This is a genomic window from Thioalkalivibrio sp. ALE25, from assembly GCF_000377285.1.
Taxonomy (GTDB): Bacteria; Pseudomonadota; Gammaproteobacteria; order Ectothiorhodospirales; family Ectothiorhodospiraceae; genus Thioalkalivibrio.
On record NZ_KB897929.1, the window covers coordinates 84,991 to 109,072 of the forward strand.

Below are 24,082 nucleotides of genomic sequence, written 5' to 3' on the forward strand. Positions count from 1 at the left end.
GGTGAGCACGGCCGGCTCCGAACAGGCCTTCTGGGTCACCGGCCCGGGTACGGGCGCGTTGCGTCCGGAGGCGCTGGCGGAGCCGGGCCCGGACGCGGTGCGGGTGCGCACGCAGTTCTCGGCGATCAGCCGCGGGACCGAGTCGCTGGTGTTCCACGGTCGGGTGCCGGAGAGCCAGTATCAGGCGATGCGCGCGCCGTTCCAGGCCGGCGAATTCCCGTGGCCTGTGAAGTACGGCTACATCAGCGTCGGCACCGTTGAGGCGGGTGGCGCGGCGCACGGGCTGGACGGGCAGCGAGTGTTCTGCCTGTATCCGCATCAAAGCGCCTACACGGTGCCGGCCGCCGCGGTGGTGCCGATACCGGATGCCGTGCCTTCGGGGCGCGCGGTGCTGGCGGCCAACATGGAGACGGCCATCAACGCGGTCTGGGACTTGCAGCCCGGTCCGGGGGATCGCCTCGCGGTGATCGGCGCCGGCGTGGTGGGCCTGCTGGTGGCCGGGTTGCTGCGGGCGATGCCGGGCGCCGAGGTCACGCTGATCGACCCCAATCCCGCCCGCGAACCCGTGGCGGCGGCGCTGGGATTGTCGCTCTGTACGCCGGAGGCGGCGCGGGGGAACCCGGAGCTGCAGGGGCTGGACGGGGTGGTGCATGCCAGCGGCAACCCGGCCGGGCTGGCGCAGGCCCTGGACCTGGCCGGGGTCGAGGCGCGGGTGGTGGAGATGAGCTGGTACGGCGACCAGCCGGTGCCGGCACCGCTGGGCGAGGCGTTCCATTCGCGGCGGCTTACGCTGCGCAGTTCACAGGTGGGCCGCATCCCGCCGGAGCGCGCGGCGCGCTGGGATTACCGTCGCCGCCTGGCGCTTGCATTGTCCCTGCTGGCCGATCCCGCACTCGACGCGCTGATCACTGGCGAGGATGCCTTCGCCAACCTGCCCGCGGCGATGGCCCGCGTCACGGGGCCCGAGGCCGCCCGCACCCTTTGCCACCGCGTCCGCTACTGATCTTTTATTTCTCAAGACGGGGAACCACCCGATGTACAGCCTGAACGTGCGTGACCACTTCATGATTGCCCACAGCTTCGCCGGCGAGACCTTCGGCCCGGCGCAGAAGCTGCACGGCGCGACCTACGTGGTCGATGTCACCTTCCGCCGCCGGGCGCTGGACGCGGACGGACTGGTGGTCGATATCGGCCGCGCCAGCGAGGTCGTAAAGGCCCTCCTGGCGGATCTCAATTACCAGAACCTGGACGAGCGCGAGGAGTTTCGCGGCCAGAACACGACCACCGAGTTCCTGGCCCACGCGCTGCACCAGCGCGTGGCAAGCGCCATCCATGCCGGCGAGCTGGGCGAGTCCGCGCGCGAGCTGGATACGGTGTGCGTAACGCTGAACGAGTCGCATATTGCCTGGGCCAGCTACGAGGCCGCGCCCTGAGCGGAATGCGCGAACAAGGGAAACACTGATTAATGTGCACGCTCGCGTTGGTACCCCAGGTTTTCCGAGACAAGGCGCGGTGCGCAGCCGGTAGTGGTTCTACCGGCAAGCGTCGCAACGCAGGATCGGGGAATCTGGGGTACCAACCCCACAAGGCAGTAAAAGCGGGGGCTCGGCCGCCCGTTGCTATCAAAAACGGGCGCGCGCACAGCGTTGCGGTTCCCTTGTGCAGAATGACTGCACGGCGGTCACCGCGCATTAAACGCACGCAAAAGCGACTCGAGCGCGAGCGGGCACATTGATCAGTGTTTCCCTAGCGTTCGTGGTTCCGGGCGCGCTGGATCAGCGTACCGGGGGCTATCGCTACGACGCGCGCATGGTCGCGGGTCTGCGGGCGCGCGGCTGGCGGGTCGCGGTCCACGAACTGGACGGTTGCTTCCCGGGGCCGGATCCCGAGGCCGCGGCGGCGCTGGATACCGCGCTTGCGGGCATTCCCGATGCCTGGGGCGTACTGCTGGACGGACTGGCGGCGGGGGCCTTCCCCGAGGTACTGGCCCGACATGCCGCGCGCTTGCGCCTGATCTACCTGCTGCATCATCCGCTGGGGTTGGAGACCGGCCTGGCGCCGGCGCGGTCGGAGGACCTGCTCGCGCGGGAGCGCGCTGCCCTCGGGCATGTGCAGGGTGTGGTCGCGACCAGTGCCTTTACCGCCGCGCAGGTGGCCGCCTGGGGCATGCCCCGGGAGCGGCTGCAGGCCATCCCGCCCGGCGTCGAGCCGCGCCCGCCCGCCACCGGTCCGGCGCCCGGCGCGCCGCCGCTGTTGCTCTGCGTGGGGACGGTGGTCCCGCGCAAGGGGCAGCTGGAACTGGTGCAGGCCCTGGCCCGGCTCGACGCCGAGAACTGGCGGGCGGTGCTGGTGGGTGCGCGCGATCGGGATGCGGCGTATGCCCGGCGGGTGGAGACGGCGATCGCGGCGGCCGGGCTGGAGGGCCGCATCGAATGGGCCGGCGAGTGCGACGATGCGATGCTGGAGGGCTGGTACGCGCAGGCGTCGGTGTTCGTCCTGCCCAGTGTCTACGAGGGTTTTGGCATGGCCTACACCGAGGCCATGGCTCGGGGACTTCCGGTGATCGGGACCACTGGTGGTGCGATCCCGGGGACCGTCCCCGAGGCCGCCGGGCGTCTGGTGCCGCCGGGTGATATCGGGGCGCTGGCGGGGGCCATCGAGGGATTGTTGCGCGACCCGCGGGGGCGCGAACGGATGGGCCGGGCGGCCCGCGCGGCCATGACGGAACGACCGGACTGGGACGGTGCGGTGGCCGCGCTGGAGCGAACGCTGGAGGACTGGCTGCGATGACCGAGACCTTCGACGCCGACTGGCTCGCCCTGCGCGAACCCGCGGATCACGCGGCGCGCTCGGACGCGCTGGTTGCGATGCTGGGCGCGGCGCTGGCCGGCCGGGTGACGGGGGATGCCCTGAGGGTCACCGATCTTGGCAGCGGGACCGGCTCCAACCTGCGCTATCTCGCGCCCCGGCTGCCGACCCCGCAACACTGGCGGCTGGTGGATCACGATAAGGGGTTGCTGCAGCGCGCGGCGGCCCCGGGCCCCGGGGTCGCGCTCGAGCGGCGGGTGACCGATCTGGCGGCAGACCCGGCGGCGGCGCTCGCGGGGGACGAGCCGCTGGTGACGGCGGCGGCGTTGCTGGATCTGGTGTCCGAAGCCTGGCTTGCCCGGCTGCTGGAGGGCTGTGCCCGCCAGGAGACGGCGGTCCTGTTCGCGCTGAGCTATGACGGGCGGATCCGCTGGTCGGATCCGCAGCCCCTGGATGCCGAGCTGGAGGATGCGGTGAATCGGCATCAGCGTTCGGACAAGGGCCTGGGGCCGGCGCTGGGCCCGATCGCCGCGTCGGTCTGCGCGGCCCGGCTCGAGGCGCACGGGTATCGCGTGGAAACGCGCGCGAGCGACTGGCGCCTGGATGCCGGGCAGGCGAAGCTGGGGGCGGCCCTGATCGACGGCTGGGTGCGTGCGGCCTGCGAGATCGTGCCGCATCGTGCGGCCGCGTTGCAGGCCTGGGGCGAATCGCGGGCGCGCGCCCTTGCCCGGGGCGAGGTCGAGCTGGTGGTCGGTCACCAGGACGTGCTGGGATTGCCGCCGGCTTGGGCGCGCGGGTGAATCGCGGGGTTCGGCAGGAAATCCCGGTACCCGTTTCGCTGGACGTTGAACCCGTGCAGGATAGAATCGGACGGGGATAACCGGAAAAGGTGAGGCATGGAACAGGCAGATAACAAGCAGAGAAGTTTCCTGAGTCGCTGGTGGATCCTGATCGTGATCGTGCTGTGGCTGATCGCCTGGTCGGCGCGGGACGTGCTGGCGCCCAGCGTGGAGGCGGTGCCGGAGGACGAAGACGTCGAGGCCGTGGCCGTGGCGGAGGATGATCCGGCGGCCGAGTCGCGCACGCCCGCGAGCCCGCCGCGCGAGGGCCGCCTGTCGGAGGGCGATATGGACCCGATGACCGGCGAGGCCTACGAGCGCGACGACGACACCGGCATGCATCGGCCGATTCCGGACCCGCGGGAGCAGCCGCGCACCACGGCCGACGGCGAGCCGGTGAGCGAGGAGCAGGTCGCGCGCCAGGTGCAGGAGGCGCTGGAGAACGGTCGCGCCGCGTACTGGAGTGACGGGCCGGAGGCTGCGGCTGCTGTCCTGCGGACCGCGCTGGCGGATATTCCGGCGACGGCCGCTCAGCGTGCCGACCTCTACGGCGAGCTGGGCAACGCCCTCTATGCTGCGGGGGATGCCCGCGGGGCCATGCGGGCCTGGGACAGCGCCCTGGACCTGCTGCCCGCCGGCGAGCGACGCGTGATGGTCGAGCGCCTGGCGCCGGTGTATGACCGTCACCACCGGGACGGGGCGCGTCACCTGCGCCAGTTCCGGTAGTAGCGATCCCGGGCCGCCGTGCCCGGGCGATCAGAAAGGCCCCGGAGATGCACATCTCCGGGGCCTTTTGTCGTATGGAGGCGCCGCGTCCGGCTGGTGCTCCTCAAACCAACTGGTAGCGGTGCAGCTTGCGCCACAGGGTACTGCGATCCATGCCGAGGGCGCGTGCGGTCTGCGAGCGATTGCCGGCATGGGCCACCAGCGCATCGCGCAGGCGCCGCGCCTCGGGATGTTCGCTGGCCTGGGTGCCATTGGCGCCAAGACTATTCGGCTCGGCACTGGCGGTGCGGCCGTCGTCATGCCCATTGGTACGCGGGGCATGGATCGTGTCGCCCATGTCTGCTTCCACCCGGATCGGCTCGGGGAGCGGGAAGTCATCCACCTGGCCATCGCGGGCGTGCAGGGTCAGGCACTCGAAGACGTTCTCCAGCTCGCGGAAATTGCCCGGCCAGGGGTGGTCCTGCAGCTTCTGCTTCAGTCGGGGGGTGATGCGGATGCCGTGATGCACCTCGTAGGCCTGCAGCGTGGCCGCGAGATCGCGGGGACGATCGCGTAGCGGCGGGATGTCCACTGTTGCGACGGCCAGTCGGTAGAAGAGGTCGGTGCGGAATTCGCCGGCCTCCACCTGGCTGCGCAGATCCTGGTTCGACGCGGCGAGGATGCGCACGTCCACCTGCCGGGTGGTGTTCTCCCCCACGCGTTCGAAGGCGCCGTCCTGTACGGCGCGCAGCAGCTTGGCCTGCAGCCGCTGACTCATCTCCCCGATCTCGTCGAGAAACAGCGTGCCGCCGTCGGCGGACTCGAAGCGCCCGATGCGGTCACTGACCGCCCCGGAGAAGGCACCCCGGGTATGACCGAAGAGCTCGGATTCGAGCAGTTCCTCGGGGATCGCCGCGCAGTTGATCTCCACAAACGGCGCCTCGGCGCGGCGGCTGGCCTGGTGGATGGCGCGGGCCAGGCGGGTCTTGCCGGTGCCGGATTCGCCCAGCAGCATCACGCGCACATCGCTGGCGGCGACCCGCCGCGCGAACTGCAGGGTGGGGCGGCAATGGGCGTCATGAGAGTGGAAGTGGCTGTCATCGAGTCCGTCCCGACCATCCTCGCTCACGGTCTCCACCGAGGTGGTGCGCCGGCGCTGCGGCTGCAGGGTGATCAGGCGCAGCGCGCGGGCGTCGTCGTTCAGGCGCAGGGGCTGGCTGATGACCTCCAGTGGCAGGGTCTCGTCCTCCAGTTCGGCCATCAGCGAGAAGTGCAGGGCGTGCGGGGTGCGGTTGGCGTCGGCGTCGTCGTCGCCGGCGGCGACGGCGGCCTCTTTCAGATGTGCCTCGAGATTCAGCGACCCGAGCTGGTCCAGGGTCAGGGGGGTATCCGGGGGGATTTGCAGGGTCTGGTGAAAGGCCGGGTTGGCGAACAGGACCCGGCCCCGGGTATCGCTGATGAGGTGTGGATCCCGACTGTGTCGGATGCAGATCTCGGCCAGTTCGGTTGTGGTCATCCCGCCTCCTTTTTCTTGTTGGAGGGGCCGGCGGCAGCGGGACGGTGTTGCAACACCCGGGGCCTCCTGCAACACCCGGGAATCCCCCGTTTCGCCAATCCCTGTCTCGGTTATAGCGCGAAACGGGGGTGTTGCAACAGGTATGCCCTGAATATCAGTAAATCAGAATCAAGTGATTGATTTATAAGAATGTCACAATACTGGCATATACGTTGCTTGTAGTTGGGCATGAGTTCTTCTACATACTGGGATATGGATACCCGCTTCGGTGGTCATCCGGCTGACACCGGTCGCCGGACCAGGCTCGTTGCCGTTTCCCCCGGCAGTCGGTCGGCTGCGGCCCATCGTTTGCCCGGGCCCCGGCGCGTGCAGGCGCGCAGGCCCGGTACCCCCTCTCTCATCGCGGCATTCGGCGCGAGGTAGGACGATCATGATTGCTCGAGTCTCCCGACGCCTTCTGGCTCGGACCCTGCTGGGTGCGGCACTGGCACTGCCTCTGTGGGGCCTGTCGGTGGTGCATGCCTCCGGCCCCGTCCTCACGGTGGAGCCGGATCAGGCGGCCACCCAGTCGGTCAGTGGCACGGTGATTCCCTTCCGCGAGGTCACGCTGACGGCGCAATCCTCCGGGCGCGTGGTCGACGTAGCCGGTGCCGAGGGCGACCGTTTCGAACAGGGAGCCGTGCTGGTGGCGATCAGCGATGACCGGCTGCGCGCCCAGCGCCAGGCGGCCGAGGCCGAGATGCGTACCGCCGAGGCTGCGATCCGCGAGGCCCAGATGCAGTACGGCCGCGAGATGATTTCGCCGCAGTCGCGCAACATCGGGCAGATGCCCGGCATGGGCGTGCCATCGATGTTCGACCAGATGTTTACCCAGCCGATGGGCCAGTTCATGGGCATGGGCGACCCCGCGCTGGACCGACGCACCGATCTCTACTCCCGCTACATCGGCGTGGACCAGGCCCAGGCGCGCTGGGAACAGGCCCGGGCCCGCGTGGCCGAGCTGGACGCCGCCATTCGCGACACCCGCTCCGAGGCCCCCTTTGACGGCCTGGTGATGCACAAGCACGTCGAAGAAGGCGACACCGTGCAGCCCGGGCAGCCGCTCGTCAGCTTCGGCCATGTCGAGTTCCTGCGCATCGAGGCCCAGGTGCCGGTGCGGCTGGTAAGCAGCCTGCAGGAAGACGACTACGTGCAGGTGCGGCTGGATACCGGCGACGAGGTGGAGGCCCGGGTCGCCCGGATCTTCCCCCTGGCCGATCCCCAGCGCCATACCGTGACCGTCAAGTTCGATCTGCCCCAGGGCGTGCGCGGCGGGCCGGGCATGCATGCGGCGGTGCATCTGCCGCAGGCCGGTACGCCGGGCAACCGCGTGGTGATCCCGCGTTCCGCCCTGATCCCGGGGGGCGCCTTGCCGCGTGTGGCCGTGCTGGACGGCGAGGGCCATGTGCGGGTGCGCATGGTGCGTCTTGGGGGGTCGCGCGGGGACCAGGTGGTAGTGACCTCCGGGCTGGAGCCGGGCATGCAGATTCTCGCGCGGCCGGATGCCGGCGTGCGCTCCGGCCAGCCGGTCGGTGGACGCTCTCCGGATGCGGGCGCCGGGCGCCGCGGGGGTGACGCCGATCCCTGGAGCCGCATGTAGGGACGCCTCTCCGGCCCAAAACCGGATTCACAGCACCGGCAGGCGCCCCTGGCAGGCGCACCGGTGGCAAGGCGCCGCCCCTGGCGGTGCCCGGGACGCCAGACCGACAACAGGACCGTTCAAGCTCGATGGCCGAAGACGACAGACAATCCGAGACCGGTTTCCGGCAGAAGCACGGCGACCCCGGCATTGCCGGGCGCATGGCGGCGGCGTTTATCCATTCGCCGCTGTCGCCGCTGCTGCTGCTGGCCAGTATCGCGATCGGCATCCTCGGCCTGATGGTGACGCCGCGCCAGGAGGATCCGCAGATCTCCGTGCCGATGGTGGACATCATGGTGTCCTACCCGGGCGTGCCGTCGGAGCAGGTGGCGAGCCTGGCGGCAAGGCCGCTGGAGCGGCTGATGAGCGAGCTCTCCGGTGTCGACAACGTCTACTCCGTATCGCATCGCGGCGAGGCGATGGTGACCGTGCAGTTCGATGTAGGCGAGGACATGGAGTCCTCGATCGTCAAGGTGCACGACAAGCTGTTTGCCAATCGTGACCTGATGCCGCCGGGTGTGAGCGAGCCGATGGTCAAGGCCAAGGGCGCGGATGATGTGCCGGTGGTGAACCTGACTTTCTGGTCGCACGAGGTGGATGATGCCCTGCTGCGCCAAATCGCGCTGGATGCGCAGCAACAGCTGAACGAGGTCCCCGATACCAGTCAGAGCTTCGTGGTCAGCGGGCGCGAGGAGCGCCTGCGCATCGAGGTGCAGCCGGAGCGCCTGGCCGGGTTCGATGTCAGTCTGGACCAGATCGCACAGGCCGTGCAGTCCGCGAACGTCGAGGGCGCCGCCGGACGCATCGAGAGCGATGGCCTGAGCACCGCGGTGTACACCGGGCGGTTCTTTACCGGGGCGGCGGATCTGGAGCAGCTGCTGGTGGCGGTCAGTGACGGTCAGCCGGTGTATCTGCGTGACGTGGCGGAGGTGACCTACGGACCGGGCGAGGTGGACCGCTTCGTGCGGCACTACTCCGGGCCGGCCGCCGTGGATCCGGACGCGGCGCCGGAGGGCGCGGCGGCGGTGACCCTGGCGATCGCCAAGAAGCCCGGCAGCAACGGCGTGACCGTGGCCAACAATGTCCTCGAACGTCTCGAACGCCTGAAGGGCAGTGTGATCCCGGACAACGTCGAGGTCGCGGTCTCGCGCGACTACGGCAAGACCGCCAACGAGAAGGTCAACGAACTGATCTTCAAGCTGTTCATCGCGACCTTCGCGGTGACCATCCTGGTCGGGCTGTTCCTCGGGATCCGCGCCGCGCTGGTGGTGCTGATCGTGATTCCGGTGGTGATCCTGTTCACCGTGTTCAGCGCCTGGGTCCTGGGCTATACCATCGATCGCGTCAGCCTGTTCGCGCTGATCTTCTCCATCGGCATCCTGGTGGACGATGCCATCGTGGTGGTGGAGAACATCTACCGACGCTGGCTGATGAAGCGCGGCATCGATACCGAGACCTCGGTAGATGCGGTGCGCGAGGTCGGCAATCCGACCATCCTGGCCACCTTCACCGTGATCGCGGCGCTGCTGCCGATGGGCTTCGTCTCCGGGATGATGGGCCCGTACATGCAGCCGATCCCGGTGCTGGGTTCCGTGGCCATGCTGTTCTCGCTGGTCGCGGCCTTTGTCTTTACCCCGTGGCTGACCCAGCGCCTGCGCCCCAGCATGGCCTACCTCGAAAAGGCCACCGACAAGGAACACCGCCAGGCCGAGAAGCTGGGTCGGTTCTATCGCACGGCGATCCCGGGACTGGCGGATAACCCCGTGCGCGGCTATGCCTTCCTGATCGGCGTGATCGTGATCTTCTTCCTGATGGTCAGCCTGTTCATGACCACCGATGTGCGCGTGAAGATGCTGCCGCTGGACAACAAGCCCGAGTTCCAGGTGGTGGTGAACTTCCCCGAGGGCACCGCCCTGACCGAGACCGCCACCCTGAGCCACGACATGGCACAGGTGCTGCGCGAGATGGACGAGGTGGTGGGCCTGCAGTCGTATGTTGGCACCGCGTCGCCGTTCAATTTCAACGGCCTGGTGCGCCACTACTACCTGCGCGACGAACCCTGGCAGGGGGATATCCAGGTGCAGCTGGTGGACAAGGGCGACCGCGGCCGCACCTCGCACGAGATCGCCACCGAGGCCCGCGAACGCCTGACCCCGCTGGCTCGCGCCGCCGGTGCGCGTATCCAGGTGGTCGAGATGCCGCCGGGCCCGCCGGTGCTGCAGTCGGTGGTGGCCGAGGTCTACGGCCCCGACGCGGCAACCCGCCGTGCGGTCGCCCGTGATCTGGAAGGCATGTTCGCCAATGCCGAGCACGTAGCGGACGTGGACAGCTTCCTGCAGGCGCCGCACGACGTCTGGCACTTTGATGTGGATCGTGACAAGGCCCTGCGCCGCGGCGTGACCGTCGAGACCATCAACCGCACCCTGGAGACCGCGATCGGCGGACAGATCCTGGGCGACGTGAAGGCGCAGTCGCTGGTTGAGCCGCACCTGATCGAGATGCGCCTGCCGATGGCCACGCGCAACGACATCCGGCAGCTGGAAATGCTGCCCGTGTTTACCCGGCAGGGCGGGTCCATCCCGCTGGCCGAGCTCGGCGAGTTTGTCCAGCGCCCGCAGGACGAGCCGATCTACCACAAGAACCTGCGTCCGGTGGAGTACGTGACCGGCGAGGTGGTCGGCCGCCTGGCCGCGCCGGTGTACGGGATGCTGGAGGTCCAGGAGCAGCTGGAGGACTACCGGCTTCCGGATGGCAGCCAGGTGCAGCCGCACTGGCTGGGACCGCCGCCGAATGACGATTCCACCGCGTTCGAGTGGGCCGGCGAGTGGACGGTGACCTACGAGACCTTCCGCGACATGGGCATCGCCTTCGCGATCGCGCTGATCCTGATCTACATGCTGGTGGTCTGGGAGTTCGGCAACTTCGTGCTGCCGGGCATCATCATGGCCCCGATCCCGCTGACCCTGATCGGGATCATCCCCGGCCACTGGCTGATGAACGCCGAGTTCACCGCGACCTCGATGATCGGCTTCATCGCACTCGCGGGCATCATCGTCCGAAACTCGATACTGCTGGTGGACTTCGGCCGCCAGGCGGTGGACGAGGGCCACGACGTGCGCGACGCGATGATCCTGGCCTGTCAGGCGCGTACCCGCCCGATCATTATCACCGCGCTGGCCCTGCTGGCCGGTTCCAGCGTGATCCTGTTCGATCCGATCTTCCAGGGCATGGCGATCTCGCTGATGTTCGGCACCGTGGTGGCCACCCTGCTGACCCTGCTGGTAATCCCGCTGGGCTGCATCTCCGGGCGCCGCGCCTTCTGCCCGACCAGCCTGGACGAAAACGGCGAGGCGGCTGCGGTGTGCGCGAACGGTAATGGCCACGGCAACGGCCATGGCGGCGGGGCGGCCCCGGCTCCGGGCGCGACCGCCGGCGCCGCGGGCAACGACCTCTTCGGCCCGCGCGAGGGCGGGCCGGTGACCCAGGCGGTGCAGTATGCCGGCCTGTACCTCAAGTGCCTGGCCCTGGCCTTCCTCGAGGGCCTGCGCGATCTCGCGTTCGCCCTGTGGCGCCTGATCCGGTCCTTGCTGGAGCGCCGTCGCGACGGTGGCGGCGGGCCGGGCGGCCCGTCGGGCGGCGGCTCCACCCCGGGCTTCGGTAGCGGTCCGGCGAGTGGCGGGCCGTCGGACACGGGCTCCGGCCCGGCTGCGGGCAAGGCGCAGGACCGCCAATCGGCCGGTCCCGCGGATTCGGAGCCGGTCGCGCAGGCACCCCAACCGGCGGGTCGCCCGGAAGAGCCGGAGCCCGCCGCCGAGCCTTGGGGCACGGCGACCCCGCCGGCGGCCACCGACAACGCGGATGTGAAGGCCGAGGACGCGGCGCCTCCAAAGAAAGCGAAGTCCCGCGCCGGCGGGGCATCCCGCGCGGCGTCGGCGAAGGCGACGTCCGCGTCCGGCGCCACGGAATCGCGGTCTGCGAAGGGCGGCTCCAGCCGCGCGGCCGGCGCGGCCGGGAGCGGTGCCGCGGGTACGAAGACCGCGAAGAAGGCGTCCAGTGGCACGACGAAGACAAAGACAAAGGCCAAGACGCAGTCCCAGGCCAGGACGACTAGCGGCGGCGCGGGTAGCCAGAGCAAAGGGCGTGCGAGCACGTCCGGCCAGGCCGCCAGCGGACCCAAATCAAGTGGTGGCGCGGCGAACAAGCGCACGGCGCCGGCGTCCAACAAGAAGACCGGCGGAACCGCCAAATCCGCCTCGACCAGTAGCAAGACCGGCCGCAAGGAGAGCGGCACCACTCCCAAGGGGGGTGGCAAGTCGGGTACGCCCGGCAAGGGCCGCGCCCGGCGCGGGATTCGACTCAAATGATCACGCAAGCAAGACCTCAAGGAGGTTCCCGATGAAGAAGCGATTCAACACCCGAACGATCGGTACCACGCTGGCCAGCGCCGCTGTGGCATCCGTGCTGGCCCTGGGTGTGGCCCAGGCCGACGAGCAGCAGGGCTACGGCCAGGGTCCGGCGATGGGCCAGCAGGGTCCGGTGCCCGGTCCCTACGGTCACGCCCCCTATGGCCAGGGCATGGGCATGCATCCCGGCGGCGGGATGATGCAGCAACGCGAAGGCTCCGGTGACTTCAGCTTCGGCATGTCCGGGCGAGGCCATGGCCAGGGCTATGGCCGTGGCCATGGCGACGGGTACGGGCAGGGTTATGGTCGTGGCCATCAGGGTTACGGCCCCGGGTATGGCTACGGCCCCGGGTACGGCCAGGGCTACGGTCCCGGCCCGCAGCAGGGCGGCTTCGGCCATCCCGGGATGATGCAGCCGGGCTACGGCATGCAGCAGCGCCCGGGCTACGGCCAGATGCCGGAATTCGATCCGGACAACCTGCCGGAAGACATGCCGGAAGAGATGCGCGAGCGCATCCAGGCGCAGCATGCCGAGCGCCAGGAACGCATGGAAGAGATGCAGGCCATGCGCGAGGCACGCCAGAAGGCGATGGAGGCCGGCCGTGCCGCGTATGAAGAAGAGATGGAGCGCCAGCGCGAGCAACGCATGGAGATGATGCGCGAGCGTCGTGAAGCCATGGAAGAAGGTGGCGGCTACTGATCCGCGGATCAGTCATCGCAGATCGACGGGCACGCAGGCCCGTCGTAGTGGAAGCCAGACGGAGGCGGTTCGCCATGCAGGGCAGGCAGTCCGGTCAATCGAAACGCACGCGAGTCAGCACGATCCCGATGCTCGGGGTCGTGCTGGCTGCGGGGTTCCTTTTGCCGGTCGCCGACCTGGCGGCGAGTGATCGCCACAACCCCTGGGCCTCCGGTTCGCCGGAGGTACAGCGCTCGGCCCCGGAACGCCCGCGCGGGCGCTTCCCGGACCGCGACTACGACCCGTCCCGACGGGCCGAATCGCGGGATGCGCCGGGCCCGCCGCCGCATGCTCCGGGGTACCGGGGCTACGGGCCGCAAGGTCCTTACTGGGCGCCGGGTTCTCCGTCGTTCCACCCCCCTGGCGGGATGCCAGGAGGGTATCCATACGGATATCCGGGTTCGCCCGGGTATCCGGGAATGGGCGGGCCGTTTTCGGCCTTCCCCTGGGGGATGGGCGGTTTTCCGTTCCCCTGACCGGTAAGGCGCGTATTCGGGAAGCCCTCCCCGCGTGCGCGCATTCAAATTGAGGGCATGACTCCTTCAGGAGGTAGCACCATGAACAAGTTCGTCAAGGCAGCAGTTCTCGCCGTTTCCCTGGGTGGCCTGGCCGCCCCGATGATGGCCTCCGCCCAGTGGGGCGGCCCGGGTTACGGGTACGGTCCCGGCCATTACGGCCCCGGCTACGGCTATGGCCCCAGCATGCCCTTCTTCGGTGGCCCGGGCTATGGCCGCGGCCACGGTATGGGCGACATGATGAGCGACATGATGGGCGGGGGTGATTTCGACTTCTCCGCTCGCGGTCGCGGCCATGGCCACGGGTATGGTCACGGTTACGGCGACGGCTACGGCCGCGGTTATGGCCATGGATACGGCCATCCGGGTTACGGCTACGGTCCTGGCTATGGCTATGGTCCGGGCTACGGTCCGCAGGGCTGGGGTCCGCAGGGTCAGATGCCCCAGCAACAGCAGCAGGGTCAGGGCAACTAAGTCCATCCCGCTGTTCGGGCCTGCCCGTTTCGGGCAGGCCCTTTTTCCGGAGTGTTGCGGATTGACGGGCTGCACGCAGCCGTCAATCCGCAATGTTCCAAGGAGACGCCATGCAGACCGTCGTCGCCAATCTCAAGGGCGGTACCGGCAAGAGTACCGTGGCCTTCAATCTGGCCCTGTGGCTGCTGGAGGGGCGCCGCCGGGCCCTGACCGTGGACCTGGATCCCCAGCGCACCCTCAGCGACGTGCTGGAGGTGCGGCGGGAGGAGGGCTATGAACCGGCGCTGGATGCGGTGGAGGGCCTCGACGCGGCGCGTGCCCGCGCCGGCGAGTACGACGAGGTGCTGATCGATGTCGGCGCGTCGGACATGGCCTCGCTGATGGCGGCGGTGCAAGGCGCGGACCGCGTGCTGATCCCGGTGCCCCCCAGCCAGGCGGATGTCTGGTCGACGTATCGTTTTGTACAGCGGATTCAGGAGCAGCGTGGATCCGGCGAACGTCCGGAGATCCTGGCGTTCATCAACCGCGCGGACACGCATCAGGCCGTGCGCGAGACCGACGAGACCTTCGAGGCGCTGCAGCAGATCGACGGCGTGCGCCTGCTGAAGCCGCGACTGAAACAGCGCATGGCGTTCCGGCGCTCGTTCAGCGAGGGGCTGTCGGTGCGCGAGCTGGAGCCGCGCGGCAAGGCCGCCGCCGAGCTGGATGCCCTGGCGGTGGCGCTGTTCGGACGGCGCCGCCGGAAAAAACAATAATGATTCGCACCCGGGGCTGCCGGGCTGCGGACGCGATGGAAGGAGGAGAGCTTCATGCGTTTCATCCGCAATGCACTGGTCGTGATCGGGCTCCTGGCGCTGATCGGCGTGGGGTATGCCATCTTCGCCTTCGAGCCCTACCTGAGCCAGGCACGCTCCCTGGACGCCCAGGCGCCCAAGGTCTATTCGCAGATGGCCCGGACGGTACTGGAGACGGGCGATGCCGCGGAGGCCATGGTCTACAAGCGCCAGGTGGACGAGGGGCTTGAAGTCGAGGACGTGGAGGATGTGCTGCGCCTGGTGGCCAACGAGCTGAATATTCGGAATGTCGGCGAGTTGCCCATGGGCGAGGAGGTCCGCAGCGTGACGGGCGAGGACTTCCCGTTCCTGAAGATCTACATGTTCTGCGATGTGGCCATCGCCGCGCAGATGGTACGGCACAGCCCGGCGATGGCGGCCTATATGCCCTGTCGGATCGTGCTGCAGGAGGATGCCGAGGGCAATCTGTGGCTGATGACCCTGGACCTGAACCCGATGATCCACGGGGGGCGGCCGTTGCCCGAGGATCTGCACGAGCAGGCGGTGTTTGTGAAGGAGTCACTTGAAGAGATCATCGATCGCGCTGCCGTTGGCGCCTTCTGACGGGGATGGCTCCCGTTTCCATGAAACAGCAAAGGGCGTTCAATGAGTGAAGAAAGTAGCAGCGAGTTTGCAGAGGTTCGGGACGAGGCCGACAAGGCGGATGCCCGTTCCCGGCGTCTGGAACTGATCGTCTACACCGCACTGGTGGCCTTCATCGTGCTGGCCATCTACGGTTTCTGGCTGATCACCAGCCTGACCCGGGATGTGGGCCAGCTTACCCAGGAGATCACCCAGATGACTCAGGTGATGGACCGCGACATGTCCACCATCGCGGGGCATATGGCGTCGATGGACCGGCAGATGACCGACATCAACAACACCATGCGGGTGATGAACGACGAGGTCGCGGTGATCGCCGGTAATACGCAGTCGATGGACGCCAACATCGGCTCGATGACGCGCGATACCCGCGTGATGGCGGGCTCGATCACGGGCATGCAGCAGGATATGTGGAGCCTGAATCGCAATGTGGGCGGCCCCATGGGTATGATGAACATGTTCAACCCATTCACCGATCAGGGCGGTCCGGTCCGGGGTTCCCCGGGGCCGTATTACCCGCGCTGATCGCGCGTTTTGACTGACGGAGTCCGCATGTTCAATCGTCCTGGCCCTCGCGTGCGCAAGCAGCTCAAGCTGCTGAGCGACCGCCTTGCCGAAGAGAATCCGGTCCTGAAAGGCGTGGTCGATCCGTTCCGGGATCTGGACCGGGTCGGCTATGCGGCCGGCCTCCTGGATCCCGCGGAGGATTCCTACGCCTTTGGCATCTCCTGGTGGCCGATGATCGCCACGCTGGGCACCTTCTCCGCCGGCAAGTCCACGTTCATCAACGAGTACGTGGGCACGACCGTACAGCGCAGCGGTTCGCAGGCAGTCGACGACAAGTTCACCGTGATCAGCTACGGCGGTAGCGAGCATGTGCAGGAACTCCCGGGGCTGGCTCTGGACGGCGATCCGCGCTTCCCGTTCTATCGGGTGTCTGATGAGATCGAGCGGATTACCGACGGCGGCGGGCGCACGGTGGACCACTTCCTGGCGATGAAGACCGCGCGCTCGGAGCGTCTGCGCGGGCGCATCATCATCGATTCCCCCGGCTTCGATGCCGACGAGCAGCGCGCGACCATCCTGCAGCTGACCGATCACATCATCGACCTGTCCGATCTGGTGCTGGTGTTCTTCGACGCCCGCCACCCGGAACCGGGCGCGATGCGCGACACCCTGGAGCACCTGGTCAACCGTGTCGCCGAGCGCAACGACTTCACCAAGCTGGTGTTCATCCTCAACCAGATCGACACCACCTGGCGCGAGGACAACCTGGAAGAGGTCGTCTCCGCCTGGCAGCGGGCCGTGGTGCGCCAGGGCAACGCGACCGGGCGCTTCTACTGCCTGTACAACGAGAGCGCGGCGGTGGAGATCGGCGATCCGCAGGTGCGCGAGCGCTACGAGGAGAAGTCCCGCCGCGATCGCGAGGAGATCCACGCCAAGATCCAGGAGATCAGCTCCTCGCGCTCCTACCGCATCCTGGGCTCGCTGCAGGCCATCGCCGAATCCATCGAGATGGACGCCCTGCCGGCCCTGAAGAAGGCGCTGGAGAAGTGGCGCCGCCGGGTGGTGCAGTTTGATGCCGGGATGTTCGCCGTGGTCGCGGTGCTTTTGGGTCTGATCGGGTACCAGTCGGCAGGGGGCATCGCGCCCTGGACCGACGGGAGCGTCTGGCAGGCTATGGGCGAGCGTCCGCTGATGACGGGCTTCGGGCTCGTCGTGCTGGCGATCGTGCTGGGCGGCATCCACTTCTTCAACCGCCGCTGGCTGGCACGGCGCATCGCGCGGACCCTGCCGACCGAGACCGCCGCCGGGAACTGGCGCGCGGCGTTCGAGAAGAACACGCGCCCCTGGCAGCCGATGATGGGACGGGCGCCACTGGGCCTGGGGCGCCGCATGATCAGCCGCCTGCATCAGCTGCGCGATCGCGCCGAGGCCTATATCCAGCGCCTGAACAATCAGTTCGTGGATGCCAGCCCGGTCTCGCGGCAGGGCGGGCGTGCCTCGGCCACCGATGTTTACCATCCCAGGGAGCCGGAAGCCCCGGCCCCGGAACCGACGCCGGGCACGGATGCGCCCCGCGATTACGCCGAGCCGGAGGTGCCGGAGAAGCGCCAGGGGTAGGAGGTCGAGTGCCTCCTCCTCGCGTGATGGCTCGCAACCACAAGCAAGGCGACCAACCGATGCGGCTTCTGGCTGCAAACGTTGTGCAGGAGGAGAACGATGACCATACTGGCGTGGCTCATGTTTGCGCTGGCCATGATTCTGGTGCCCATCTCGGTATGGGCCAGCATGGCGGCGCTGGGGGTTTGTGCCGGATGTGCACTGATTCGCGACTGGCGCAGGGGGCGTCAGGCGTCGGGGCAGTGAGCCGGATAGACCAAGGGCTTTAACCAACTGGGGACGGATCGCGCAGGGGGCTGTGGCGGGTCCGGTTCCTGTTACCAATGGAGGAGAGAGTAAAGATGAGTGATCAGAAGAAAATGGCCATTATTGCCACCAAGGGCAGCCTGGACTGGGGCTATCCCCCGTTCATCCTGGCCTCCACCGCGGCTGCACTGGGCTATGACTGCGAGGTGTTTTTCACCTTCTATGGTCTGCAACTGCTGCGCAAGAAGCTGGATCTGCAGGTGACCTCGCTGGGCAACCCGGGCATGCCGATGCCCATGCCCATGCCGGTGATGCTGCAGGCCCTGCCGGGCATGCAGAAGATGATGACCGTGATGATGAAGAAGAAGATGGCGGCCAAGGGGGTCTCCGATCTGGGCGACCTGCGCGAGCTGTGCCTGGAGGCCGAGGTGCGCATGATTGCCTGCCAGATGACGGTGGACCTGTTCGACATGGACACCAGCGAATTCATCGACGGCGTGGAATACGCCGGGGCCGCGGCGTTCTTCGAGTTCGCCGGCGAGTCCGACATCTGCCTGTTCATCTGAACCGGCGGCGCGCCTGACGCGCCCTCAAGGCCCCGCAGTGTCACGCTGCGGGGCCTTTTTCGTTTTCGGGCGCTTGGTAGGTCAAGGGCGATTCACAGGAAGGTGGGAAGATCGGAAGGGTTCAAGGATCAAGGGCGATAGCGGATGCTCGCGCGTTACCCCATCGCCACACCACGGCACGGCGGGCCCTCAATCCCAATAAACCTTCCAACCTTCCCATCTTCCTGTAAATCGCCCTTGACCTACTTCGTGAAAAGCGGGCGAGGGGTTAGTCGTGGCCGGCGTACATGGCCTCGATGGCGTCGGCGTAGTGCTGGGAGATGACCGGGCGCTTGAGCTTCATGGTCGGGGTCAGCATGCCGTTGTCCACCGACCAGGGTTCATGCACTACGTGCACGTGGCGGATCTTGGCGTAGCCGGGGAAGTCGCGCAGCTGGTATTGAATCCGCTGCAGCAGGGCGCGTTCGGCGGAGCGCGGCAGCCGCCCGGAGGCGCCGGGGTCAAGGCCCTGGTCCTCGGCGAAGGTGGTCCAGGCCTCGGGCTCGGGGACAACCAGGGCGGTCAGGAAGGCGTGGCTGTCCCCCACGACCATGACCTGGTCGAACAGGGCGTCCAGGGCGATGGCCATTTCCATGTCCGCCGGCGGGACCTTCTCGCCGTTGGTCAGCACGAGGATGTCCTTCAGGCGGCCGGTGATGAAGATGTGGCCATCGTCGTCGATTTGTGCCTGGTCGCCGCTATGCAGCCAGTGATCCTCGTCGATCGTGCTCGCGGTCGCCTCCTCGTTCTTCCAGTAGCCAAGCATCACGCAGCTGGAACGGGTGAGCAGCTCGTCCATCTCGCCGATCTTGACCTCGATGCCGGGCAGCGGCTTGCCGATGGAGGCGGGCAGGTTGTCGTCCGGGGTATTCACGCTGACCACCGGGCTGGATTCGGTCATGCCATAGCCGTGCAGCACCGGCAGGCCCAGACCAATGAAGAACCGGGCGATCGGCGGCGGCAGGGGCGCGCCGCCGCAGACCGCGAAGCGCAGCTTGCCGCCCAGGCGGTCCAGGACCTTGTGGGCGACGATGCGCTCCAGCAGCGGCCACAGCAGGAAGCCGGGCGACCAGGACGCGCGGCCCTGCTGGTATTCGAAGCGGCGCCAGCCGATGGCCACGGTGGCCCTGAACAGGCCTCGGCCCAGCGCGGATTTCTGTTTCAGGCCGGCCTGGATGCGGCCGTGCACGCGCTCGTAGATGCGCGGAACCGAGATCAGCACGGTCGGCTGGACCGACATCAGGTCCTCGCCCAGCCCCTGGATGGAGCGCGCGAACGCGACCTCGGCACCGATCAGCATCGGCATGTAGTAGCCGCCGGTGCGCTCCAGCATGTGCGACAGCGGCAGGAAGGAGAGGAAGCGGTCGGCATCCGACAGCGGCCCGGCGGTGGACGAGGCCTGGGCGTTGTCGAGGATGTTGCGGTGCGACAGCATCACGCCCTTGGGCCGCCCGGTGGTGCCGGAGGTGAACACAATGGTGGCCAGGGCCAGCGGGTCGAGATCCGGGCGATGCACGCGTTCCGGGTCGCCGCGTTCCAGCCAGGTCTCGAGGTCCATCACCCGTTCGTCCTCGGGTTGGCCTTCGGTGTGGCCCAGGCAGACGATGCGCTTGAGCGAGGGCATGTTCGCGAAGTGTTCGGACAGGCGGCGACTGTGCGCGCTCTCGCCCAGCAGGAGCAGGCGCGCCTGGGTCTGGCCGATGATGTAGGCGACGTTGTCCGGGCGGTCATCGGTGTACAGCGGGACCGTGATCAGCCCGAGTTCGGTGGCGGCCTGGTCGAAGGCGACCCACTCGCGCGAGTTGCCGAGCATCAGTGCGACCCGTTCCCCGGGCTTGAAGCCCTCGCGCGCCAGTGCCGCCTGCCAGCGATCGACCATCGTGGCCATTTCGCTCCAGGTCGTTTGCTTCCAGGTCTCGTCGGCGGCGCTGTAATGACGATAGGCCGGCGCATCCGGGCTCATGGACACGCGGGTGCGGAACAGCGCGGGGAGGGTCGGAGCCTGTTCCGGGGTGATGGTGGTCGACGGCATGGCGTCCTCGCGAGCGGGGTTCGGTTGTCCCGGACGTTAGAGGACGCCTGCGCCTGGGGCAAGTCCCGGCCCATTCGGCCGCTAGCGCACCCCTAAAGGATGGGCGACGGGCTGGTAGGCGATGGCACCCAGCACCAGGCTGAGACCGATCAGGGCGATCACGCCGCCACCGGCCATTCCCAGGGCCGGGCCGATGTAGGTCAGCCGGCCCATGCGGGTGGGGCCCAGCCAGCGCCGGGTCCAGTCGCGTGCCGAAACGGCGAGGGTCGCCAGCACCGAGACGGTGGCGGCGGTCCCCAGGGACATCGCCAGTACGGCGGCGACGCCGGCCCAGGCCAGTCCCAAAGCGGCGGAGACCGCCATGATCAGCACGGCGCCGGAACAGGGGCGGATGCCGACCGCCAGCACGGTACCCCACCAGGTGCCGCGGTGGTTGGGGTCCACGTGGTGCGGGGTCCCGCAGCCGCAGTGGGCGTCATGTCCATGGGTGTGGCCATGCTCGTGGTCGTGTCCATGGACGGGCGCGACCCGATGCGCGCGCTGCAGCCGCCACGCGTGACGCAGGGCGCGCGCCATCAGCCACAGCCCGAGCAGCGCCACCAGGGCGAAGCTGGCGATCTCCAGGGTGCGCACCTGGCCCAGGGTATCCCGCGCCAGCCAGCCGAACAGGCCGATCAGCACGCCGACCAGTACGATGGCGGTGACGCCCTGTGCCAGCGCCGAGACGGTGGACAGCAGGATGCCGCGGCGCAGGTTCTGCGGCTGGGTCAGCAGGTAGGCGCTGATGACCGCCTTGCCGTGGCCAGGGCCGGCGGCATGGAAGATCCCGTACAGCAGGCTGACCAGGATCAGCGCCCCGGCGGTGTGTGCGGTGGGGCCGTCGCGCAGGGCGTGCAGGCCTTCGGTCAGGCTGCGGTGGAGCTGCCGCTGGGTCTGGAGCATCCAGCCGGTCAGCCGTTCCAGGGGGCCGGGCGGTTCGGCCAGCGGGGCCGGGGCGTCGAGGCGGTCCGGGGGCGGCGGCGCCGCGCGCTCGGCGGGCGCCTCGGTGGGGGCACCCAGTGGATGACCGGTCGCGGCCTGTGCGAGGCCCGGACCGCCGAACAGCAGGCACAGCGCGAGCAGCATCAGCAGGCCCGGGAGGGCGGGCTGCAGTGGGTTCCGGATTCGATGCGTTACCTGGTGCATGGCGTTACTGTATAACACACGAGCCATCGGGTGGTGTGTGCGCGCCGTCCGGTTGTGAAGCGGCATCCCCCTCAGTCGCATTCCAGCGTGGCGGTCTCCGCGAAGTGGCGTCCGAGGTTGTCGACCGGGCTGCGATCCTGGCGTTCCAGGGTCGCGGCGTAGCGGATCAGCTGCGGGTCAGGTCGGGGTTCGTCGATCGTCACCGCGCAGCCGGGCCGGTTCTCGACGAAGACGATGTCCTCCGGGTCGTGAAGGATCTCGATCCAGTACTCGGGATCGAACACGCGGTAGCTGAAGCGGTCCCCGGCCGTGATGTCGAGGTCCTCCAGCGGCAGCTCGAAGCGCAGGTGCAGGCGGCGGTCCTCCAGGGTCAGACGGGCGTTGCGCGCCGGCGGGACGTCCAGGTCGCGCTCGCCGGTGCTCAGTTCGGTGAAGTAGTCATGCCCGGCCAGGTTCTCGCGCATCCGTTCGGCGGCGTGCTCCAGGGCCGTGTCAATGTCGGTGTCCCCGTCGAGCTGGCCGGTCAGGTCCTCCAGCAGCATGTGGCTGTAGGTGGGGTCGATGCGCCAGGACTGCTCCATGCGTAGCAGCTCGCCGGCCTCGTTGAAGACCAGTCCCACGCGCAGGTCGATCCAGGCATGCGGGTGGGCGAGCACCCCGGTGGGCAGCAGCAGGCCCAGGATCAGCACGAACCAGGGGCGGATACGCATCGGCTTCAGGTGGCGCGCTGCCAGCGCGTGCCGTCGGGGGTGTCCTCGAGCTCGATGCCGCGGGCCGTCAGCTCGTCGCGGATGGTATCGGCCGTCGCGAAGTCCCGGTTCTTGCGGGCCGCCTGGCGCGCGGCGATGCGTTCCTCCACCCAGGCGGCGAGCTCGTCGTCGCCGGAATCGCCCTGAAACCAGACGCCCGGGTCCTGCTGCAGCAGGCCCAGCAGGCCGGCCCCGGCCAGCAGTTCGCCCTTGCGCCGGGCGCGTTCGGCGTCGTCGCCGGCCGCGGCCAGGGCATCGCTCATGCGGTGCAGCGCGGTGATCGCGGCGGGGGTGTTCAGGTCGTCCAGCAGCGCCGCGAACACCGGGGTGTCGGCGGCGGCCACCGGTGCGGGCTCGATACCGGCGGCGTCGCGCAGCACGCGGTACAGGCCGTTCAGGCTGTTGCGCGACTGGGTCAGGGTCTCTTCCGAGAAGTTCAGCGGGGCGCGGTAGTGGCGCGACAGCAGGGCCAGGCGCAGGACCTCGCCGGGGTAGTGCTGCAGCAGGTCGTGCAGCAGCTGGAAGTTGCCCAGCGACTTGGACATCTTCTCGCCGTCGATGGTCAGGTGGCCGTTGTGCACCCAGTAGCGGGCATAGTGCGTGCCGTGCTCGTGGCAGCTTTCGGCCGCGCAGCCCTGGGCGATCTCGTTTTCGTGGTGCGGGAACACCAGGTCGTGGCCGCCGCCGTGGATGTCGATCATCGGCCCCAGGTGGGCGCGGATCATCGCCGTGCACTCCAGGTGCCAGCCGGGGCGGCCGGTGCCCCAGGGGCTTTCCCAGCCGGGCTCGCCCGCGGCAGCCGGCTTCCACAGCACGAAGTCGCCGGGGTGGCGCTTGTAGTCGGCGACCTCGACCCGGGCCCCGGCCTGCATGTCGTCCAGCGAGCGGCCGGACAGGGCGCCGTACTCGGGGTAGGAGGTCACGTCGAACAGCACGTGATCCTCGGCGACGTAGGCGTGGCCGCGGTCGATCAGGCGCTGGATCAGCTCGATCATCGGCTGGATGTGTTCGGTTGCGCGCGGCTCCAGGGTGGGCTCCAGCGTGCCCAGCTCGGCGATGTCCTCGTGGAAGGCGCGGGTGAAGCGTTCGGTCAGGGCGGCAATCGGCTCGCCGTTGTCGGCGGCGGCCTTGTTGATCTTGTCGTCGACGTCGGTGATGTTGCGCGCGTAGACCACGTGGTCCGGACCGTAGAGTTCGCGCAGCAAGCGGAACAGCACGTCGAACACCACCACCGGGCGCCCGTTGCCGATGTGCACCCGGTTGTACACGGTGGGGCCGCAGACGTAGAGGGTCACCCGCTCCGGGTCCTGCGGCACGAAGGCTTCGTCGTGCCCGCCCAGGGTGTTGTGCAGGGTGAGGGTCCGGGGCTCGCTCATTATTCGGTGTTTCCCTTGCCGTACAGCGTCTCCGGCGCGATCTCGGGGTCGCTGGTGACCACGACACTGTCGTTCTCGACCTGCAGGTAGAAGCAGCTGCGACGTCCGGTGTGGCAGGCCGGCCCGGTCTGGTCGACCTTCAGCAGCAGGGTGTCGCCGTCGCAGTCCAGGTGCAGGGAGTGCAGTTGCTGGACCTGGCCCGACTGCTCGCCCTTGCGCCACAGCGCCTGGCGCGAGCGCGAGTAGTAGCACACGCGCCCCGTGGCCAGGGTCTCGTTCAGGGCCTCGCGGTTCATCCACGCCAGCATCAGGACCTCGCCGGTGTCGTGCTGCTGGGCGATCGCGGGGATCAGGCCATCGGCATTGAGCTTCAGGCGGTCCAGGACGTCGGAGATCGGGTGGCGTTCGCCACGGGGTTCGCCTTCGAGTTGCTTGAACATCGCTGCGTCCGCTTGCGGGAGCGGCGAAGAATAGCATTTTCCCCGGGGCTCCCGAAGCCCGGGCAGGGGCGCGGTGGGTACGGGCCTTGCGCGGCGGCCCCGGGTGGTCGATGCTCGAGGCAGGCAGGTAAGCCAGGCGGATCTCCACGGCAGCCGGGAGGCTAGATGGAGCAAGACAGGCAGAGGGCACGCAGGCCCAGCGCGGGGCGGAC

Annotated in this window: 21 protein-coding genes; 15 read left to right on the forward strand and 6 right to left on the reverse strand. The window is 68.5% G+C overall.

Translation table 11 applies throughout. The features are described from left to right. Position 1: 1 nt before the first annotated feature. From C996_RS0105515 to C996_RS0105535, 5 genes are all read left to right on the forward strand, one after another. Positions 2–1,003 carry a zinc-binding alcohol dehydrogenase gene (locus tag C996_RS0105515; protein ID WP_018866453.1) on the forward strand — a complete coding sequence of 334 codons (1,002 nt, stop codon included), beginning with the start codon at positions 2–4 and terminating at the stop codon, positions 1,001–1,003. Between the two features lie 31 nt (positions 1,004–1,034). Next, positions 1,035–1,433, forward strand: coding sequence for a 6-carboxytetrahydropterin synthase (locus tag C996_RS0105520; protein WP_018866454.1), 399 nt, complete (start codon positions 1,035–1,037; stop codon positions 1,431–1,433). Between the two features lie 322 nt (positions 1,434–1,755). After that, positions 1,756–2,790, forward strand: a complete 1,035-nt coding sequence (locus tag C996_RS0105525; protein ID WP_018866455.1) for a glycosyltransferase family 4 protein — start codon at positions 1,756–1,758, stop codon at positions 2,788–2,790. Then, a complete protein-coding gene (locus C996_RS0105530) occupies positions 2,787–3,608 on the forward strand; it encodes a hypothetical protein (protein WP_018866456.1) in 822 nt (273 codons plus the stop codon). Before C996_RS0105525 ends, C996_RS0105530 begins: the two co-directional genes overlap by 4 nt. A 96-nt stretch (positions 3,609–3,704) precedes the next feature. Continuing rightward, complete coding sequence (locus tag C996_RS0105535) at positions 3,705–4,373, forward strand: hypothetical protein (protein ID WP_018866457.1); 669 nt, start codon at positions 3,705–3,707, stop codon at positions 4,371–4,373. A 103-nt stretch (positions 4,374–4,476) separates the two neighbouring features. Here C996_RS0105535 and C996_RS0105540 read toward each other — a convergent pair whose 3' ends face one another. Continuing rightward, on the reverse strand, positions 4,477–5,868 hold the full coding sequence (locus C996_RS0105540) for a sigma-54-dependent Fis family transcriptional regulator (RefSeq protein WP_018866458.1): 1,392 nt from the start codon (positions 5,866–5,868) through the stop codon (positions 4,477–4,479). A 430-nt stretch (positions 5,869–6,298) separates the two neighbouring features. On the opposite strand from C996_RS0105540, the gene C996_RS0105545 reads away from it, so the two are divergent. From C996_RS0105545 to C996_RS0105590, 10 genes are all read left to right on the forward strand, one after another. Beyond that, on the forward strand, positions 6,299–7,507 hold the full coding sequence (locus C996_RS0105545) for an efflux RND transporter periplasmic adaptor subunit (protein WP_018866459.1): 1,209 nt from the start codon (positions 6,299–6,301) through the stop codon (positions 7,505–7,507). Positions 7,508–7,635: 128 nt separating this feature from the next. Next, on the forward strand, positions 7,636–11,910 hold the full coding sequence (locus C996_RS0105550; protein ID WP_018866460.1) for an efflux RND transporter permease subunit: 4,275 nt from the start codon (positions 7,636–7,638) through the stop codon (positions 11,908–11,910). A 31-nt stretch (positions 11,911–11,941) separates the two neighbouring features. Beyond that, positions 11,942–12,649: a sulfur globule family protein gene (locus C996_RS0105555; RefSeq protein ID WP_018866461.1), complete on the forward strand. Its 708-nt coding sequence runs from the start codon at positions 11,942–11,944 to the stop codon at positions 12,647–12,649. 596 nt (positions 12,650–13,245) lie between these two features. Beyond that, positions 13,246–13,677 carry a sulfur globule family protein gene (locus C996_RS0105560; RefSeq protein WP_018866462.1) on the forward strand — a complete coding sequence of 144 codons (432 nt, stop codon included), beginning with the start codon at positions 13,246–13,248 and terminating at the stop codon, positions 13,675–13,677. Positions 13,678–13,787: 110 nt separating this feature from the next. Beyond that, the gene (locus tag C996_RS0105565) at positions 13,788–14,432 is read left to right on the forward strand and encodes an AAA family ATPase (RefSeq protein ID WP_018866463.1); all 645 of its coding nucleotides are present in this window, start codon (positions 13,788–13,790) and stop codon (positions 14,430–14,432) included. Positions 14,433–14,486: 54 nt separating this feature from the next. Beyond that, positions 14,487–15,074, forward strand: coding sequence for a DUF302 domain-containing protein (locus C996_RS0105570; protein ID WP_018866464.1), 588 nt, complete (start codon positions 14,487–14,489; stop codon positions 15,072–15,074). 42 nt (positions 15,075–15,116) lie between these two features. Then, positions 15,117–15,638: a hypothetical protein gene (locus C996_RS0105575; RefSeq protein ID WP_018866465.1), complete on the forward strand. Its 522-nt coding sequence runs from the start codon at positions 15,117–15,119 to the stop codon at positions 15,636–15,638. 27 nt (positions 15,639–15,665) lie between these two features. Beyond that, a complete protein-coding gene (locus tag C996_RS0105580) occupies positions 15,666–17,237 on the forward strand; it encodes a dynamin family protein (protein ID WP_018866466.1) in 1,572 nt (523 codons plus the stop codon). A gap of 99 nt (positions 17,238–17,336) precedes the next feature. Next, entirely contained in the window at positions 17,337–17,483 is a 147-nt protein-coding gene (locus C996_RS14645; protein ID WP_018866467.1) for a hypothetical protein, read from the forward strand. Positions 17,484–17,578: 95 nt separating this feature from the next. Beyond that, on the forward strand, positions 17,579–18,049 hold the full coding sequence (locus tag C996_RS0105590; RefSeq protein ID WP_017941517.1) for a DsrE/DsrF/DrsH-like family protein: 471 nt from the start codon (positions 17,579–17,581) through the stop codon (positions 18,047–18,049). Between the two features lie 268 nt (positions 18,050–18,317). Here the strand turns inward: C996_RS0105590 and C996_RS0105595 are convergent, their stop codons facing one another. The 5 genes from C996_RS0105595 to hisI all read right to left on the reverse strand — a co-directional run bounded on the left by C996_RS0105595 (position 18,318) and on the right by hisI (position 23,870). Continuing rightward, complete coding sequence (locus C996_RS0105595; protein WP_018866469.1) at positions 18,318–20,120, reverse strand: long-chain fatty acid--CoA ligase; 1,803 nt, start codon at positions 20,118–20,120, stop codon at positions 18,318–18,320. 81 nt (positions 20,121–20,201) lie between these two features. Beyond that, the gene (locus C996_RS0105600; protein WP_051075164.1) at positions 20,202–21,305 is read right to left on the reverse strand and encodes a nickel/cobalt transporter; all 1,104 of its coding nucleotides are present in this window, start codon (positions 21,303–21,305) and stop codon (positions 20,202–20,204) included. Positions 21,306–21,376: 71 nt separating this feature from the next. Then, a complete protein-coding gene (locus C996_RS0105605; RefSeq protein WP_018866471.1) occupies positions 21,377–22,015 on the reverse strand; it encodes a DUF1007 family protein in 639 nt (212 codons plus the stop codon). A gap of 5 nt (positions 22,016–22,020) precedes the next feature. After that, the gene (cysS, locus tag C996_RS0105610) at positions 22,021–23,430 is read right to left on the reverse strand and encodes a cysteine--tRNA ligase (protein WP_018866472.1); all 1,410 of its coding nucleotides are present in this window, start codon (positions 23,428–23,430) and stop codon (positions 22,021–22,023) included. Further along, entirely contained in the window at positions 23,430–23,870 is a 441-nt protein-coding gene (gene hisI / locus C996_RS0105615; RefSeq protein ID WP_018866473.1) for a phosphoribosyl-AMP cyclohydrolase, read from the reverse strand. The genes cysS and hisI overlap by 1 nt, the downstream gene beginning before the upstream one ends. Between the last annotated feature and the right edge of the window lie 212 nt (positions 23,871–24,082).

Coding starts and splice junctions, on each gene's coding strand:
- cysS (WP_018866472.1), bottom strand. CDS start 23,430: ATGAGCGAGCCCCGGACCCTCACCCTGCACAACACCCTGGGCGGGCAC.
- C996_RS0105605 (WP_018866471.1), bottom strand. CDS start 22,015: ATGCGTATCCGCCCCTGGTTCGTGCTGATCCTGGGCCTGCTGCTGCCC.
- C996_RS0105560 (WP_018866462.1), top strand. CDS start 13,246: ATGAACAAGTTCGTCAAGGCAGCAGTTCTCGCCGTTTCCCTGGGTGGC.
- C996_RS0105530 (WP_018866456.1), top strand. CDS start 2,787: ATGACCGAGACCTTCGACGCCGACTGGCTCGCCCTGCGCGAACCCGCG.
- C996_RS0105555 (WP_018866461.1), top strand. CDS start 11,942: ATGAAGAAGCGATTCAACACCCGAACGATCGGTACCACGCTGGCCAGC.
- C996_RS0105575 (WP_018866465.1), top strand. CDS start 15,117: ATGAGTGAAGAAAGTAGCAGCGAGTTTGCAGAGGTTCGGGACGAGGCC.
- C996_RS0105570 (WP_018866464.1), top strand. CDS start 14,487: ATGCGTTTCATCCGCAATGCACTGGTCGTGATCGGGCTCCTGGCGCTG.
- C996_RS0105535 (WP_018866457.1), top strand. CDS start 3,705: ATGGAACAGGCAGATAACAAGCAGAGAAGTTTCCTGAGTCGCTGGTGG.
- C996_RS0105550 (WP_018866460.1), top strand. CDS start 7,636: ATGGCCGAAGACGACAGACAATCCGAGACCGGTTTCCGGCAGAAGCAC.
- C996_RS0105590 (WP_017941517.1), top strand. CDS start 17,579: ATGAGTGATCAGAAGAAAATGGCCATTATTGCCACCAAGGGCAGCCTG.
- hisI (WP_018866473.1), bottom strand. CDS start 23,870: ATGTTCAAGCAACTCGAAGGCGAACCCCGTGGCGAACGCCACCCGATC.
- C996_RS0105595 (WP_018866469.1), bottom strand. CDS start 20,120: ATGCCGTCGACCACCATCACCCCGGAACAGGCTCCGACCCTCCCCGCG.
- C996_RS0105540 (WP_018866458.1), bottom strand. CDS start 5,868: ATGACCACAACCGAACTGGCCGAGATCTGCATCCGACACAGTCGGGAT.
- C996_RS0105565 (WP_018866463.1), top strand. CDS start 13,788: ATGCAGACCGTCGTCGCCAATCTCAAGGGCGGTACCGGCAAGAGTACC.
- C996_RS0105520 (WP_018866454.1), top strand. CDS start 1,035: ATGTACAGCCTGAACGTGCGTGACCACTTCATGATTGCCCACAGCTTC.
- C996_RS14645 (WP_018866467.1), top strand. CDS start 17,337: ATGACCATACTGGCGTGGCTCATGTTTGCGCTGGCCATGATTCTGGTG.
- C996_RS0105580 (WP_018866466.1), top strand. CDS start 15,666: ATGTTCAATCGTCCTGGCCCTCGCGTGCGCAAGCAGCTCAAGCTGCTG.
- C996_RS0105545 (WP_018866459.1), top strand. CDS start 6,299: ATGATTGCTCGAGTCTCCCGACGCCTTCTGGCTCGGACCCTGCTGGGT.
- C996_RS0105600 (WP_051075164.1), bottom strand. CDS start 21,305: ATGCACCAGGTAACGCATCGAATCCGGAACCCACTGCAGCCCGCCCTC.